Source organism: Microbacterium paludicola (assembly GCF_039529675.1).
GTDB lineage: Bacteria > Actinomycetota > Actinomycetes > Actinomycetales > Microbacteriaceae > Microbacterium > Microbacterium paludicola.
Genome location: NZ_BAAANG010000003.1, coordinates 108,411 through 123,231 on the forward strand (window position 1 = coordinate 108,411; position 14,821 = coordinate 123,231).

Here is a 14,821-nt window from a genome sequence, read left to right on the forward strand (position 1 = left end):
TCGAACCGCGGGAGCGCCTCCCGTCACTCGTCCGTGACGGGGCGGCGTCCCATGATGAGGGCGAAGATCGCCCCGGACAGGTTGTGCCAGACCGAGAACACCGCGGCGGGCAGGGCCGCGAGCGGCGAGAAGTGGGCGGCGGCGAGCGATGCCGCGAGGCCTGAGTTCTGCATGCCGACCTCGATGCTGATGGCGCGGCGCTCGCGCTGCGTCATCCGCATCCCCGACGCGGCGAGGTAGCCGAGCAGCAGGCCGAAGCCGTTGTGCAGGAACACCGCGAGGAAGACGAGCAGGCCCGCCTCGACGATCTTGTCGGCGCTGCCCGCCACCACGGCGGCCACGATCAGGGCGATCGCCACGGTCGACAGCCAGGGCAGCGCCGGCTGCACCCGCTCGACCCACCTGCGAAGCAGCAGCCGCACGATCAGACCCGCGACGACCGGCAGCAGCACGGTCTGCAGGATCGACATCATCATCGATGCGAACGGCACCTCCAGGAACTGGCCGGCGAGCCACAGGGTCAGCAGCGGCGTGAGCACGGGCGCGAGCAGCGTCGAGCACGTCGTCACCGTCACCGACAGCGCAGTGTCGCCGCGTGAGAGGTACGTCACGACGTTCGACGCAGTGCCGCCCGGCGCGCAGCCGACGAGGATCACACCCGCGGCGAGCTCGGCCGGCAGCTGGAGGGCGAGCGCGATCAGCCACGCGGTGAGCGGCATGATCAGGTACTGCAGCACCACGCCGATCGCCACCATCCACGGACGCTTCAGGATGCGCGTGAAGTCGGGGAGCGTGAGCGTCAGGCCCATCCCGAACATCACCACGCCGAGCAGCCACGGCACCGCCTGCCCGAGAGGCGCGACCACGTCGGGCAGCACGAAGCCGATGACCCCCGCGACGATCACGAGGATCGGGAAGACCGTGACGGCGAGGCGGGCGGCACGATCGGCGGAGGGGGCGGCGATATCCGGGGCGGCTTGGGTGGTGCTCATCCTTCATGAGTATCAGATCGGTGCCTCAGGCCGTGCGATCTGCGCAGTCGGGAGCGTCGCGGCCGTGTGCGGATGAGCGAAATGCGTAGGATGCCGTGATCTTCCGCCGACGCACCCCGCCGCGCCATGTTGGGCGGCAGATCCCGCCCGTCCTGGCAGCGACGCCGTCAGGAGGATGTATCGCGCGCGACATCCGCCAGCACGCCCTGCGCCCACATCGTGGCTGTCCGCTCCGCGAGCTCGCTGATCCGGTACCGAGGGCAGCGGCGTGCGGTTCCAGACCCCGCAGGAGGTCGTCGCCGTGACGCTGCGCGCGTTGCAGCGGAGGGACCCGCCGATCAGCGTCGTCTCGGGCGGGCGCAATCGCTTCATCCGGCGGCTCATGAGCGTGCTGCCGAAGCTCGTCGTCCTCCGCCTCGCGCACAGCCGGCCCGCCCAGGTCTGAACGTCCGGATCGGAGCGCCCCGCTGATCCGGTTCTCCGCGCGACCCGTTGCGCGCGGCCACCGGCCGGGACGACCATGTGCCATGGGCAGTCTGAGCTTCACCGCCACCGTCTCGCTGGACGGATACGTCGCGGACGCCGACGGGGACTTCAACTGGTCGGGCCCGGGCGATGACGTCTTCCGGTTCCACGTCGAGCGCATGGGTCTGGTCTCAACGGAGGTGCTGGGGCGACGCACGTACCGACTTATGCAGTACTGGGACATCGATCCCAAGGACGACTCCCGGGGTGCCGATGAGCACGAGTTCGCCCGGCGCTGGCGAGGGATCGGCCTCGTGGTGGCCTCCTCGACCCTCGCGCCGGCGGATGTCGCCTCCGAGAGGGCGCGGCTCGTGCCGGATCTGGGGCTGGACGAGCTCGAGCGGATCGTCCGCGACGCGCCGGGCGAGGTCGAGATCTTCGGTCCCACGACCGCGGAGCCGGCGATCCGCGCCGGCATGGTGCACAACTACCGGTTCTTCGTCGTCCCGAAGGTGATCGGCGGCGGATTGCGGGCGCTGCCGGCCGATGTGCGGCTCGACCTCCGTCTCGTCGAGCAGCGCCAGCTCGGCAGCACCCTCTACGCGCATTACGTCGCGCCCTACGCCTGACCAGGCCCGGACGCCGCGGGGGACGGGCGCGCGCCGCGAGCCGCGGGGGACAGCTGGCCGGCGAGCATCGCGCACAGCGCGAGCGCGAACCCGAGGAGCTGGACGGCGCTGAGCGCCTCGCCCGCGATCGTCGCCCCGAGGAGGGCCGCGACGAGCGGCGAGAGCAGACCCAACAGCGCGGTCGCCGTCACCGGGAGCCGCCCGATCCCGGCGAACCACACCGTGTAGGCGACGAGCGCGCCGACGATGCCGAGCCAGAGGTATCCGATCACGGCGGGGCCGTCGATCCCGGGCGGGACGCCGTCGATCAGCAGGGCGGGAAGGAGGAGGACGAGCCCGCCCGCGGTCAGCTGCCATCCGGCGAGCCCGACCGCACCGACGCCCTCGGGTCGCCCCCACTTCTTGGTGAGCGCGACGCCGACGCCCATGGACACCGCTCCGCCGATGCCTGCGAGCAGGCCGATCGGGTCGAGCGCGGCGTCGGGCCCGAGCACGACCAGCGCGACCCCGGTCATCCCGACCACGCCCCAGCCGAGGCGCCACCGGGACAGGCGCTCGTGCAGGATCGCCACCGCGAGGAACGCCACGACGAGCGGCTGCGCGGCACCGAGGGTCGCGGCGACCCCACCGGGAAGGTGCTGCGCGGCCAGGAACAGCAGCGGGAAGAACGCACCGATGTTGAGCGTGCCGAGTACGAGGCTCTTCCACCACCACGCTCCCCGGGGAAGCCGCCGAGCCAGCAGGATCGCGACGATCCCGGCCGGCAGTGAGCGCATCAGTGCCGCGAACAGCGGATGCCCCTCGGGCAGCAGGTGCGTGGTGACGATGTAGGTCGAGCCCCAGACGATCGGAGCGACCGCGGTGAGCGCCGTGCGACCGGAGACGCCCGAAGGCGACGTGTGGATGGGACTCGCGACGGTGGTGGCCATGCAGCAATCGTCGAGCGGGACGACCATGAGTCCAACGCATTGTTGGCATCGCATCCATGAGGCGGCATCATGAACGGATGGAGCTGCAGCAGATGAGGTACGCGGTCGCGGTGGCGGAGGAGCGCAGCTTCACCCGGGCGGCCGAGCGATGCCACGTGGTGCAGTCGGCGCTCAGCCATCAGATCAAGGCCCTGGAGCGCGAGCTGGGCGTCGCGCTGTTCGCTCGCAACAGCCGCAGGGTCGAGGTGACGGCGGCCGGCGAGGCGTTCGTCGCGGCCGCGCGAGCGAGCCTGGATGCGGCAGCGCGCGCCGTCACCGACGCTGCGGCCGCGACGGGTGAGATCCGCGGTGAGCTGACCCTCGGGCTCATCCCCACCGTCACGGCGATCGACATCCCGGCCGCCCTCGGAGTGTTCCATCGCACCCATCCCGCGGTCCGGATCCGGATGCACGCGGGCTCGAGCGACACGTTCATCGCCGAGATCGCCGCGGGCGCCCTCGACGTGGCCGTTCTCGGCCTGCGGCAGGAGGTGTCGCACACGGGGGTGCGGACCCGGGTGCTGGCGCGCGCCCGTCACATCGTCGTCGTTCCCGGCGGCCATCCGCTCGCGGAGCGCCGGCGGCTGCGGCTCGAGGAGCTGGCGGAGGAGACCTTCGTCGACTTCCCGGCCGCGACACCGGGTCGAGCCCAGTCAGACGCAGCGTTCGATGCCCTCGGGCTCCGCCGCGAGATCGCCTTCGAGCTGATGGACATCGACCTGATGCTCGACCTCGTGCAGCACGGTCTCGGCATCGCGCTCCTTCCGCCGGGAGTGGTCGCGGACGGCCGCGACCTCCGCACGGTCGCCGTCGTCGACGGTCCGACGCGCGTCGAATGCCTCGCCTGGAGCGCGTTCAATCCCTCGCCCGCCGCGCTCGCGTTCCTCGGCGGCATCTGACCGCGGCGGCAGTAGCGTGACGATGATGGACACCACTGCGCTGCGACGCGCCTACGACGAACAGCTCCGCACAGATGCCGAGACTCCGAGCGCGCTCTCCGTGACGACGCTCGGGCCTCTCCGGCTCGTCACCTTCTCGGGAGGTCGTGGCTTCATCACCTACCAGGACCTCGGAGGTGCGGACGCGGGCGAGATCGAGCGGCTCGTCGCGGAGGCTCTCGCGCACTACGAAGCCGACGGCGCCGTCGTCAAGGTCGAATGGAAGACCCGCGGCCACGACCGCGCTCCGGGGCTGCACGACGCGCTCATCGCGCGGGGGTTCGAGCCGGAGGACCCGGAGTCGGTCATGATCGGCGAGGCGGCGTCGCTCGTCGCCGACATCCCGCTTCCGGATGGTGTCACCGTGCGCAAGGTGGAGGATGAGCGAGACGTGCGCGCCATGTGCGCGATGCAGGATCGCGTGTTCGGTGGGCAGGTCTCCGTCGAGTATGCGGACGCGATCCTGTCTCGGCTCGCGCGCGGCGACGGCATGGAGCTCTGGGTCGCGGAGCATGACGGCGAGATCGTCAGCGCCGGTCGCCTTGAGCCCGTCGCGGGCACCGATTTCGCAGGCATCTGGGGCGGCGCCACACTCGAGAAGTGGCGCGGCAAGGGCATTTACCGCGCCCTGACCTCGGCCCGTGCACGGTCCGCGCTGGCACTCGGGAAGCGGTTCATGCACAGCGACTCCACGGAGTTCTCGCGTCCGATCCTCGAGCGGTCCGGCCTCGTGAAGGTCTCGACAACGACGCCCTACGTCTGGCGGCGGTGATCGTCGGGCCGCGTCCATCGATTCGGCATTGATCCGGAGGCGGATCCATCGATAGCGTTCGCCTCATGGAGACGACGCGCGAGGCCCGCCCGATCGCCGCCGCGGTGGTGCTCGCGCTCGCCGGGTGCGCCGCGGTCACACTGATGGTCGGAGACGCGATCTGGCGAGGAATCCCCGACTCGGATTCGCTGCCCACGATGCTGATGATCCTCGGATGGCTGCTGCTCGCGTGGGCCCTGATCGTCGGCGCGTTCGTCATCGCGCGGGCGGTTCGGGCGACAGCTCGTCGCGGCAGGATCGCGCCGAGCGAGGCGGTGATGCTCGCTGCGAGCGCGGCGGTCGTCGTCGCCCTGCTCGTCGCCTACCCGGTCTTCGGCACCGGCGGCGGCACCGGCTGAGGACCGGCGTCGGGATCAGCCGCGCTCGTCCGGCAGCCGCACGACGGCGGTCACGACATCGCCGACGTCGATGCGCTCGGAGCGCTGCACCGCGACCTTGATCGGCAGCAGGAAGCGCCCGTCCTTCGGCCACATCGCCGTGTCGAACTCGGTGGAGCCGATCCGCGCGATGACCGGGATCTGGCCCCAGTACATCAGCCCGCGCGCGGCGTCCTTGACCTCGGCGAACAGCTCGGGCGGCAGGGGAGCGAAGACGAACGGCGCCGGGCCGCGCCACTCGATCAGTTCGGCCTCGAACTCCCATGCCATCCGGTCAGTACCTCTCGAAGAACGCCTGCAGCAGCGGTCCCGCGGTCTTGGCGCCCGACTCACCCGTCTCGACGAAGACGGCGACGGCGAGGTCGCCGTGCGTCCCGATCATCCAGCTGTGCTTGGGGTACTCGCCGTCGGCGGTGGGCTCGCCGTACTCGGCGGTGCCTGTCTTCGCGCCGACGGGTTCGCCGGGGATCGCGCCGAGGAAGGTGGCGGATCCATCCGTGACGACCGCGCGCATCAGCTCGCGCAGCGAGGTCGCCTCGTCCGCAGTCAGGGGCTGCGCGGGTTCGGCTTCGCCGGTGCGGTCGGCGATCAGGTGCGGCACGACCGTCTGGCCCGCCTGGATCGAGGCGGCGACCGTGGCCATTCCCAGCGGCGTCGCCTGGATCTTGCCCTGGCCGATGAGGTCGGCGGCCTTCTCGGTCTCGCCGGCGGGCGCGGGCACGGTTCCGAGGGCGGCGGGGTAGCCGAGGTCGGGGGCCTCGCCGAGGCCCAGCGCCTCGGCCGCCGACACGAGCGCGTCGTCCTCGATCCGGTCGCGCGCGCCGATGAGAGCGGTGTTGCACGAGTTGGCGAGGGCGGTGCGGAAGCTGACGTCGCCGAGGGCGCTCGCCGGGTAGTCGCCGAAGTTATGGAAGGTGTAGCCGTCGACGTCGAGCGTCTCGGTGCAGCTGAGGGTGTCCTCGAGCGTCACCCCGGCCCGTAGCAGGGCGAGCGACGTCACGAGCTTGAACGTGGAGCCCGGCGCATACTGCCCCGCGGTCGCGACGTTCATGCCGGCGTTGCCCGGACCGTTCGCCGCCGCCAGGATCTCGCCCGTCGAGGGCCGGATCGCGACCAGCGCGCTCGCGGGCGCCTCCTCGCCGGCGAGGGGCGACAGGATGCGCTCCGCCTCGGTCTGCATCGCCTGGTCGAGCGTGAGGGTGACGGGCTTGCCGGGCTCGCCGGTGAACTCGGCGAGGTCGCGGCGCTCCTCGTCGGCGCCGACGGCCTCGATCCGCAGGGTCGGCGTGCCGCGCAGCGTGCTGTCGTACGTGGCGAGCAGGCCCGCGAGGCCCACGCGATCACCCGGGCGAATCGCTCCCTCGGATGCCTCGACCACCTCCGCGGTGGCCTCGCCGACGTAGCCGAGGATCTCCCGGGCGAACGTGCGCGACGGGGCGAGCGCGAGCTCATCCGGCACCCGCAGGGCGCCGGGGATCGACGCGAACTCGGGAGCCACGTGAAGGTCCTCCTCGCCCTCGCGCACCGTGAGCGCCTCGACGAACGCCTCGGGCCCCGCCGCCTCGGCGGTCGCGCGGAAGCCGGCGGGATCCAGCCCGAGGGCCTGGGCGATCCGCTCCGCCGAAGTGCCCACCTGATCCGGCGGGGTGTTCGCCTTGTCGAGCCCGTACCGCCCCACCGGGCGCATCGTCACGATGGGGTTTCCCGCCGTGTCGAGGACGTCCGCGCGCGGGCCGTACTCGCGCTGGATCTGGATCCGCTCGTCCGCCGTGAGGTCGGGGACGAAGGTGGCCGGCGACCAGTCGACCGCCCACGTCTGCTCGTCGCCCTCGACCAGTGCCGCGGTGGTGTCGTAGGCCCATTCGTGCCCCTCGACGTCCCAGGACCAGTGGAGCACGACGGAGCCGGTGCCGCCCTCGCGCTCGACCTCGCCGGCCGAGACCTTCACCGCGTAGTCGGCGAGCGGCTCCACCTGCTCCTCGAAGGCTGCCGCGGCCGCTGGGTCCGTCAGTGCGACGCCGTCGAGGGTGTGGCCGGACAGGGCGGCCGCCAGGTCGTCGGCAAGGGCGCGGGTCGCCTCCTCGCTCGCATCGGTGCACGCGGACAGCGGCAGCAGCAGCGCCGCGACGGCGATGCCGGCGCCGAGGCGGGGGAGCGAGAGCGGACGTCGGGTCGAGTGAGGCGTGCGCACCTGGTCATCCTGGCACGGGCGTCGGACACGGGGTCGATCGCTAGCGTCAACGTGGAGATCCTCGGCAACACCGATGCCTTCCTTCATGCGCACATCTGGCCGCGGTACGACTGGGAGCCGCTGGAGATCGTCGGGCACCCCGTCTGGCTGTATCCCCGCGAGCGCTGGACCGATCCGGCGACGGCGCTGGGCCCGAGGGACGACGCGCTGCGCGCGGCTCTCGCCGCGGAGATCAACCGGCTGCGGGCTCTCGGCTGACTTATCCACCGGACCGCCGACATTCGAACGAATGTCCGAGGCTCGTGGGATGATGGATCCATGGCCAGGCAGTCGTTCGGAGACAGGTGGGAACTCGATCCCGCCCAGCGCGACGCGGCGTGCGCGATCGTCGAGGGGGTCATCAGCGTCGAGCGGATGATCGCCGGGCTCGAGGCGATCAAGGCATCATTGCTCGGGTCGGCGCAGGCGCTCGCGCTCGAGGTCATGGCCGAGATGGACGCGCCGTCCCGATACCAGCTGCCGATTCGCGCGATCGCCGCGGACATCGCGACCGCGACCCACATCTCCGAGGGCACCGTCCGCAGCCGGATGGATGAGTCGGCCGTGCTGATCGAGCAGTTCCCCGCGACGTACACGGCCCTCTGCGACGGAGTGATCACGCGCGCCCACGCCGCGGTCGTCGTCGCGGAGGGGATCAGGCTGACCGGGGTGGCAGACCGCCGGCGCTACGAGAGCGTCGTGCTGCCGCGCGCCGCGGAGACCACCTCCGCACTGTTGCGCCCGATCGCGCAGGCGGTCGCCGAGCGGATCGAGCCGACGTCGTTCGTCGAACGGCACCGGGCCGCGCGTGCGCAGCGGCGCACGTGGGTGGATGAGCTCGGCGACGGGATGAGCGAGCTCCACCTCGTCGCCGAGTCGGCCCTGGTGCACGGCGCCCAGGACCGCATCGGCCAGATGGCGGCGTCGATCCAACGGGCGGCGCGCTCGCCGCAGCCGTCGGCCTTCGGGTCGCTCGTCGACGAGCTCGAGCCGGAGCCGAAGGACGAGCGGACACTGGCGCAGATCCGGGCGGACGTCGCCACCGACCTCCTGCTGACCGGCCACCCGACGGCGGAGGTGTCCGACGCCACTGGAGGAAACGCCCTCGCGTCGATCAAGGCGACGGTCCAGATCACGATCCCGGCCGACACGATCACGGGCATCGGCGATGATGCGGCGTTCCTCGCCGGGCACGGTCCGATCTCGGCGGATGTCGCACGACGGCTCGCCGCCGGTGCGCACACCTGGACCCGCCTGTTCATCGACCCCGACACGGGCTGCCTCGCCGTGGCCGACGCCTACACGCCCACGGCGGCTCAGAAGCGTTTCCTCGTTGCGCGGGACGAGCACTGCCGGTTCCCCGGGTGCCGGCAGCCGATCCGGCGCTGCGACGTCGATCACACGATCCCGTACTCCGATGGCGGCCCGACCTCGGTCGAGAACACGAGCCACCTGTGCCGCGCCCATCACGTGCTCAAGCACAACTCTGCCTGGCGCTTCCGCCATCTCGGCGGCGGAGTCATCGAGGCGACGACGCCGACCGGACGGGTCATCACCGACCATCCAGCATCCGTGGTCCGCTTCGTCGCCGAACTCGAGGCGGCCGATCCGGATCCACCTCCCGAGCCGGCCGCGGATGACGCCCCCTTCTGAGCGGGCCCCGATCGCTAGCCTGGCGGACATGAGCGACTACGAGGTCACGCAGCTTGGCGGGTTCGACGACTGGCGCGAGCACTACGGCGGGTTCCGGCCGGAGACGTCACGCGAAGGGCGGCGCGTCGTCGACCACGAGCTGACGATGCAGTACATCGGCATGACCGCCAACGTGTTCGAGCCGGGCGAAGAGGCCGGCTACTGGCACTCCCACGCGAAGGTCGAGGAGCTCTACGTCTTCCTCACCGGTCGCGGCCAGATGGGTCTCGACGACGACGTCGTCGACGTCGGTCCCGGGTCCGCCATCCGGGTCGGGCAGGGCGTCTGGCGCACCTGGCGTGCGCTGCCCGACAGCCCCGAGCCGATGCGCTGGTTCTGCATCCGCGCGGGCGGCGAGCAGCTGCCGCACCTGCCCGACGACGCGACGCGGGATCCGGATCGCCCCTCGCCGTGGTGAGCGGGGATCAGCCGGCCGCGCGCTTGCGGGGGAGCATCCACCACTCGACGAACTTCTGGGCGCGGCCGTCGGGCGCGAACCAGACCTCCCAGATGTTCGAGTAGTGCTTGCCCTCGGGGTAGTTCACGTGGCCCTTGATGATCGCGAGCCGATCGTCCTCGATCAGCACTTCGAAGTCGAACTCGGGGTCGTCGCCCCGGTCGGAGTCCCACATCGCGACGATCGCGTCGATGCCGCGCGTCGGCTCCGGATCGTTCGGCCGGAACCAGTACTCGGCGTCGTCGGTGAAGATCGTGCGGACGTCCTCCTCCGCGTACGACTTCCACGCGCGGAGGTACCCGTCCAGCCAGTCCTGTGCTCGAGTCATAGGCCGTGTCTAGCCGCGTCCGCGTCGCCGCGCAACGGGCTGGCATCATCGGGGAATGGCTGAACTCGTCACACCCGACACCCGGTTCCACCGCTCCTTCCTCGAGTCCCACGCCGAGTGGGAGGGCGCGGTGCAGGACGGCGCGGGCATCCACGACGACGACGACGTGCTCACCCCGGACGGCTTCGCCGAGTTCGTCGAGTCGCTGGTCGCGGCCGAGACCACGCCCCGCCGCCCGGGGCTCGTGACCGACACCTACCGCTGGATCGTCGAGGGAGACGAGTACCTCGGGTCCGTCTCCTTCCGCCACGAGCTGACCGACTTCCTCCGCAACTTCGGCGGCCACGTCGGCTACGGCATCCGCCCCTCCGCACGCGGCCGCGGGCTGGCGACGTGGTCACTTGCCCGCACCGTCGACCTCGCACGCGGACGCGGGTACGACCGCATCCTGGTCGTCTGCCACGACGACAACCCCGCGTCCGCGCGCGTGATCGAGAAGAACGGCGGCGTCCTCGAGGACCTCCGGCGCAACGGCGATCAGCTGCTGCGCCGGTACTGGATCGCCCTCGACTGAGACCGTCCGCGGCCCGGGCGCGGATCAGGCGTGCTGGCCCGCGTGCTCGCCCTCGGCCAGCTCCTCGACCGTCTTGGCGTTGAACGCCGGCAGATCGTCGGGCGTGCGGCTCGACACGAGCCCCGCGTCGACGACGACCTCCTCGTCGACCCAGTCGGCCCCGGCGTTTCGCAGATCCGTCTTGAGGCTCGGATAGCTCGTCAGCCGACGGTCGCGCACGACATCCGCCTCGATCAGGATCCAGGCGCCGTGGCAGATCACCGACACCGGCTTGTGCTCGGCGAAGAACGACCTCGCGAGCTCGACGGACGGCTGATCCATGCGCAGGTGGTCGGCGTTCACCACACCGCCGGGAAGCACGAGCCCGTCGAAGTCGCCGCTGGACGCCGACGACGCGGCGAGGTCGACCGCCTGCGTGTGGCCGTTCTTCCCCGTGATCTCGCCCTCGGCGGGCGAGACGAGCACCGCCTCGGCTCCCGCCTCCGTCACCGCCTGCCACGGGCTGGTGAGCTCGCTGTCCTCGAAGCCGTCCGTGAGCAGGAACGCGACACGCTTTCCGGTGAGTTCCGCCATGATGCCTCCTTCTGTCGTTCGTCTGGGGTCGCCAGCGACGATACGAAAGCGGTCCGCCGGCGTCAGCGGGGTTGCGCTCCACGGCGACCGTCGCTACCGGCCGACGCACCGGGGCTCGCGGACGCGCCTGCCGGTGTCGAGGGCCGCCCGCGACGACAATGGGCGGGTGCCCATCATCGACAACGCCGTGTACGTCGGCGGCCGCCGCATCGAGAACCCCGCGAGCCTCGAGGAGACCTTCGAGTACATGCGGGCGCAGGGAGGGATGGCGTGGATCGGGCTCTTCCGACCCACGCGCGACGAGATCGAGAAGGTCGCGAGCGAGTTCTCGCTTCACCCCCTCGCCGTCGAGGACGCCCTGCAGGGACACCAGCGCGCGAAGCTCGAGCGCTACGGCGACACGCTGTTCGCCGTGCTGCTTCCCGCCCGCTACCTCGAGACCGAGGAGACGGTCGAGTTCGGTGAGCTGCACGTGTTCGTCGGCCCCGACTTCGTCGTCACCATCCGCCACGCCGAGTCGCCGGACCTCGCCCGCGTTCGTCGTCGGATGGAGGGCCAGCAGGAGCTGCTCGGCTTCGGCCCCGAGGCAGTGCTCTATGCGGTGATGGATGAGGTCGTCGACGAGTACGAGCCGGTCGTCGCCGGCCTGCAGAACGACATCGACGAGATCGAGGACGCCCTGTTCGGCACGGAGGGCGCCGAGCTCTCCCAGCGCATCTACCTGCTCTCGCGCGAGGTCCTCGGCTTCCAGCGCGCCGCCGTGCCGCTGACCACGATGCTCGAGGGCCTGCTGCGCGGCGCGGATCGCTACGGGGTCGACATCGAGCTGCAGCGCTCGCTGCGCGACGTGCTCGACCACTCGATCCGCATCACCGAGCGCCTCACCGCGTTCCGCGCGATCCTCGACAACGCGCTCACGGTGAACTCGACGCTCGTCACCCAGCGCCAGACCGAGACCGCGCTGGCACAGAACGAGCAGGTGAAGACGATCTCCGGATGGGCCGCCGTGCTGTTCGGCCCGAGCCTCGTCGCCGGCATCTACGGCATGAACTTCCACAACATGCCCGAGCTGCACTGGATGTGGGGCTACCCGATGGCCCTCGCCCTGATGGCGCTCACCGCCGTCGGCCTGTACGGGATCTTCAAGTGGCGCCGCTGGATGTAGCGGCTCAGCCGACCCCGGCCTCCGTGAGCGCATCGAGCACCTTCTCGGCATAGGCGCGGTGCCCGTCGGCGGTGAGATGCAGGCGGTCGGGCCCGAACGGCAGCTCCCACTCGAGCGCCGACACATACGTCATTCCTCGGGCCGCCGCCTCGCGCTCGAGTACCGCGTCGACCACTGCCTCGCCCTCGCGCGCCGGCGCGTCGGTCGGGCCGATGACGACCACGTGCTCGATTTCCCCAGCGGCGTCGAGGACGTCGCGGACGGATGCGGCGACGCTCGCGGGCTCGGCGAACACGTCGTTGAGCCCGCCCTGGATGACGAGCGCGTCGCCGGCCTCGGCGACGATCCGGTCGATCCGGTCGGTGAAGGCGTTCGGCCCGCAGGCGCCGCGGTTGACGAAGCCCGTGAAGGGGACGGCGTCGAGCCGCACCGTGAGTTCCGGGTCGAGCGAGGGCAGCACGTCCGTCCAGCGCTGCCCGCGATCGCTCAGCGCGTCGCCCGCCGAGTACGAGTCGCCGAGGACGGCGACCTCGCGGGGGCCGTCGCCGAGCGTCTCGATCTCGCCGTAGCGCTCCTGGTACGCGCGGATGTCATCGCACCCCGGCGGCTCGGCGCCCGCGCGGGTGAGCGACACCGCGGCGACCGCGCCCGCCGCGGCGAGCACGGCGGCCGCGAGCGAGGCGATGACGATCCTGCGGGTGCGCATTCCTCCATCCTGTCCCGCGCGACCTGCCCGTGCCCTGAGTCCGGTGGGACGGCCCCCTCCGGCCCGGAGCGGGCGTACCATTGCCCGCGTGAGTTCGCAGACCCCTCCGCAGCAGGCGCACCCGACAGAGGCCGCCGACACCGCGGCGCCGATCGCGCTGATGCCGCTCGGCACCCAGGACGCCGCCGTCTGCATCGACGGGGTCTGCATCCTGCCCGGATCCACCGACAGCTGACGCGACGGGCTCAAGCGCCCGCACACACGAGAAGGCCGTCACGACGATGATGTCGTGACGGCCTTCCGTCGTATCCGAGGTCAGTGGCCGCCGTGGAACTCCTGGCCCGGCTGCTCCTCCGGCTTGCGCACGAAGAACGCCGCCGCGACCGCGATGACCGCGACGATGGCCGAGAACAGGAACGCGGCACGCGCGCCCGCTGCTCCGGCGGCGAGCTCGGCGACACCGGCGGCCTGGCGCGAGGCGCTGACCGAGGCCATCGTCGTGATGAGCACCGCGACACCGGCCGCACCCGCGACCTGCTGCAGCGTGTTGAGCACCGCCGAGCCGTGCGAGTACAGGCGCGGCTGCAGCGAGCCGAGCGAGGCCGAGAACAGCGGCGTGAACGACATCGCCATGCCGATCGACATCGTGATCTGGGCCACGACGAGCGCCCACACCGGGGTGAACTCGGTGAGCATGGAGTAGAAGATCATCACGCCGGCGACGAGGATCGTGCCGGGGATCAGCAGGATGCGCGCGCCGCGCGCGTCGTAGATCCGGCCGATGACCGGGCCGAGCAGACCCATCATGATCGCACCGGGCAGGACGACGAGGCCCGCCTCGGTCGCGGTCAGCTGCGCGACATCCTGCATGTACAGCGGCAGGGCCGTGAACGTGCCGAACATCGCCAGCGACAGGATGCCCATCACGACGATCGCGAACGTGAAGTTGCGCGACGCGAAGACCCGCAGGTCGAGCAGCGCGTCATCCACCCGCTGGAGGGCGATCTGCCGCCAGACGAACAGGCCGAGCATCACCACCGCCCCGCCGATGATGGCGAACGCGACCCCGGCGGGCATCGCCGCGGTGGCCTCGGCGCCGTGCGAGCCGCCGCCGGCCTGGCTCAGGCCGAAGACGATGCCGCCGAAGGCGAGTGCCGACAGCACGACCGACAGGACGTCGAGCGGCGCGCGCGTCGTCTCGCCGAGGTTGGTCAGGAGCTTCGCGCCGATGACGAGCGCGACGATCGCGATGGGCAGCACGACGCCGAAGATCCAGCGCCAGTTGGCGATGTCGAGCAGCACGCCGGCGAGCGTGGGGCCGATGGCAGGCGCGAGCGAGATGACGATGCCGACGCGGCCCATGATGCGCCCGCGGGCGTGGGCGGGGACGACGCGCATGACGGTCGTCATCAGCAGCGGCATGACGATCGCCGTGCCGGCGGCCTGGATGACGCGGCCGAGCAGCAGCACCCAGAAGCCGGGAGCGACGAGCGCGAGAAGCGTGCCGGCGGAGAACAGCGACATGGCGAGCAGGAACGCCTGACGCGTCGTCAGCCGCTGAAGCAGGAACCCGGTGGTCGGGATGACGACCGCCATGGTGAGCATGAACGCGCTCGTCAGCCACTGGCCGAGCTCGGGCGGGACGCCCAGGTCGACGTTGAGGTGCGGGATCGCGATGCTCATCGTCGTCTCGTTGAGGATCGCGACGAAGGCCGCGATCAGCAGCAGCCAGACGACGCGCATGCCCGCGGGATCGACATCGGGCGCAGCCGGCGGGGTGGGGACGGACCCGGTGTGCGGGGTGGTGTCGGTGGCTGTCATCGTTTTCCTCGAGACGGGAAGGGCGAAGCACCCGGTGCGGCACCGGAAGGATGCCGTGCGAAGTGGGTGGGCCG

The 14,821-nt window shown here is 71.3% G+C and carries 19 protein-coding genes; 11 read left to right on the forward strand and 8 right to left on the reverse strand.

The genetic code is table 11. The features are described 5' to 3' along the window. Window positions 1-23: 23 nt before the first annotated feature. Entirely contained in the window at window positions 24-992 is a 969-nt protein-coding gene (locus ABD161_RS03280; protein WP_343999645.1) for a bile acid:sodium symporter family protein, read from the reverse strand. Between the two features lie 268 nt (window positions 993-1,260). Here ABD161_RS03280 and ABD161_RS03285 point away from each other — a divergent pair, with 268 nt between their 5' ends. Both ABD161_RS03285 and ABD161_RS03290 read left to right on the forward strand, forming a co-directional pair. Then, the gene (locus tag ABD161_RS03285) at window positions 1,261-1,437 is read left to right on the forward strand and encodes a hypothetical protein (RefSeq protein WP_343999647.1); all 177 of its coding nucleotides are present in this window, start codon (window positions 1,261-1,263) and stop codon (window positions 1,435-1,437) included. Window positions 1,438-1,519: 82 nt separating this feature from the next. After that, window positions 1,520-2,086: a dihydrofolate reductase family protein gene (locus ABD161_RS03290; RefSeq protein WP_343999649.1), complete on the forward strand. Its 567-nt coding sequence runs from the start codon at window positions 1,520-1,522 to the stop codon at window positions 2,084-2,086. Here ABD161_RS03290 and ABD161_RS03295 read toward each other — a convergent pair. Beyond that, a complete protein-coding gene (locus tag ABD161_RS03295; RefSeq protein ID WP_343999651.1) occupies window positions 2,077-3,015 on the reverse strand; it encodes an EamA family transporter in 939 nt (312 codons plus the stop codon). The genes ABD161_RS03290 and ABD161_RS03295 overlap by 10 nt on opposite strands. A 77-nt stretch (window positions 3,016-3,092) precedes the next feature. Here ABD161_RS03295 and ABD161_RS03300 point away from each other — a divergent pair, with 77 nt between their 5' ends. The 3 genes from ABD161_RS03300 to ABD161_RS03310 all read left to right on the forward strand — a co-directional run bounded on the left by ABD161_RS03300 (window position 3,093) and on the right by ABD161_RS03310 (window position 5,162). Continuing rightward, window positions 3,093-3,953 (forward strand): LysR family transcriptional regulator, encoded by an 861-nt coding sequence (locus ABD161_RS03300; protein ID WP_343999653.1) that lies wholly within the window; start codon window positions 3,093-3,095, stop codon window positions 3,951-3,953. Between the two features lie 22 nt (window positions 3,954-3,975). Beyond that, window positions 3,976-4,764, forward strand: a complete 789-nt coding sequence (locus ABD161_RS03305; protein WP_343999655.1) for a GNAT family N-acetyltransferase — start codon at window positions 3,976-3,978, stop codon at window positions 4,762-4,764. 65 nt (window positions 4,765-4,829) lie between these two features. Beyond that, complete coding sequence (locus ABD161_RS03310; RefSeq protein WP_343999656.1) at window positions 4,830-5,162, forward strand: hypothetical protein; 333 nt, start codon at window positions 4,830-4,832, stop codon at window positions 5,160-5,162. A gap of 15 nt (window positions 5,163-5,177) precedes the next feature. On the opposite strand, the gene ABD161_RS03315 is transcribed toward ABD161_RS03310, so the two are convergent. Together ABD161_RS03315 and ABD161_RS03320 are read right to left on the reverse strand one after the other, a co-directional pair. Beyond that, window positions 5,178-5,471: a DUF1905 domain-containing protein gene (locus tag ABD161_RS03315; RefSeq protein WP_343999658.1), complete on the reverse strand. Its 294-nt coding sequence runs from the start codon at window positions 5,469-5,471 to the stop codon at window positions 5,178-5,180. Window positions 5,472-5,475: 4 nt separating this feature from the next. Next, window positions 5,476-7,392 carry a penicillin-binding transpeptidase domain-containing protein gene (locus ABD161_RS03320; RefSeq protein WP_343999660.1) on the reverse strand — a complete coding sequence of 639 codons (1,917 nt, stop codon included), beginning with the start codon at window positions 7,390-7,392 and terminating at the stop codon, window positions 5,476-5,478. 51 nt (window positions 7,393-7,443) lie between these two features. Here ABD161_RS03320 and ABD161_RS03325 point away from each other — a divergent pair, with 51 nt between their 5' ends. From ABD161_RS03325 to ABD161_RS03335, 3 genes are read left to right on the forward strand one after another with little or no spacing between them, the layout of a single operon-like run. Further along, the gene (locus ABD161_RS03325; protein ID WP_343999662.1) at window positions 7,444-7,650 is read left to right on the forward strand and encodes a hypothetical protein; all 207 of its coding nucleotides are present in this window, start codon (window positions 7,444-7,446) and stop codon (window positions 7,648-7,650) included. Between the two features lie 60 nt (window positions 7,651-7,710). Continuing rightward, complete coding sequence (locus ABD161_RS03330) at window positions 7,711-9,084, forward strand: HNH endonuclease signature motif containing protein (RefSeq protein ID WP_343999664.1); 1,374 nt, start codon at window positions 7,711-7,713, stop codon at window positions 9,082-9,084. 28 nt (window positions 9,085-9,112) lie between these two features. Then, window positions 9,113-9,541, forward strand: coding sequence for a cupin domain-containing protein (locus ABD161_RS03335; RefSeq protein ID WP_343999666.1), 429 nt, complete (start codon window positions 9,113-9,115; stop codon window positions 9,539-9,541). Window positions 9,542-9,548: 7 nt separating this feature from the next. On the opposite strand, the gene ABD161_RS03340 is transcribed toward ABD161_RS03335, so the two are convergent. After that, window positions 9,549-9,908 (reverse strand): nuclear transport factor 2 family protein, encoded by a 360-nt coding sequence (locus ABD161_RS03340; RefSeq protein ID WP_343999669.1) that lies wholly within the window; start codon window positions 9,906-9,908, stop codon window positions 9,549-9,551. A gap of 55 nt (window positions 9,909-9,963) precedes the next feature. Between ABD161_RS03340 and ABD161_RS03345 the strand changes: the two genes are divergently transcribed. After that, on the forward strand, window positions 9,964-10,482 hold the full coding sequence (locus tag ABD161_RS03345; protein ID WP_343999671.1) for a GNAT family N-acetyltransferase: 519 nt from the start codon (window positions 9,964-9,966) through the stop codon (window positions 10,480-10,482). Window positions 10,483-10,506: 24 nt separating this feature from the next. On the opposite strand, the gene ABD161_RS03350 is transcribed toward ABD161_RS03345, so the two are convergent. After that, window positions 10,507-11,055, reverse strand: coding sequence for a type 1 glutamine amidotransferase domain-containing protein (locus tag ABD161_RS03350; protein ID WP_343999673.1), 549 nt, complete (start codon window positions 11,053-11,055; stop codon window positions 10,507-10,509). A 166-nt stretch (window positions 11,056-11,221) separates the two neighbouring features. Between ABD161_RS03350 and ABD161_RS03355 the strand changes: the two genes are divergently transcribed. After that, window positions 11,222-12,220 (forward strand): magnesium and cobalt transport protein CorA, encoded by a 999-nt coding sequence (locus tag ABD161_RS03355; protein WP_135113690.1) that lies wholly within the window; start codon window positions 11,222-11,224, stop codon window positions 12,218-12,220. Between the two features lie 4 nt (window positions 12,221-12,224). Here ABD161_RS03355 and ABD161_RS03360 read toward each other — a convergent pair whose 3' ends face one another. Beyond that, entirely contained in the window at window positions 12,225-12,926 is a 702-nt protein-coding gene (locus ABD161_RS03360) for an SGNH/GDSL hydrolase family protein (protein WP_343999675.1), read from the reverse strand. An 88-nt stretch (window positions 12,927-13,014) separates the two neighbouring features. On the opposite strand from ABD161_RS03360, the gene ABD161_RS03365 reads away from it, so the two are divergent. Further along, window positions 13,015-13,161, forward strand: coding sequence for a hypothetical protein (locus ABD161_RS03365; RefSeq protein WP_343999678.1), 147 nt, complete (start codon window positions 13,015-13,017; stop codon window positions 13,159-13,161). 80 nt (window positions 13,162-13,241) lie between these two features. On the opposite strand, the gene ABD161_RS03370 is transcribed toward ABD161_RS03365, so the two are convergent. Then, window positions 13,242-14,747 (reverse strand): DHA2 family efflux MFS transporter permease subunit, encoded by a 1,506-nt coding sequence (locus ABD161_RS03370; RefSeq protein WP_343999680.1) that lies wholly within the window; start codon window positions 14,745-14,747, stop codon window positions 13,242-13,244. Window positions 14,748-14,821 lie beyond the last annotated feature (74 nt).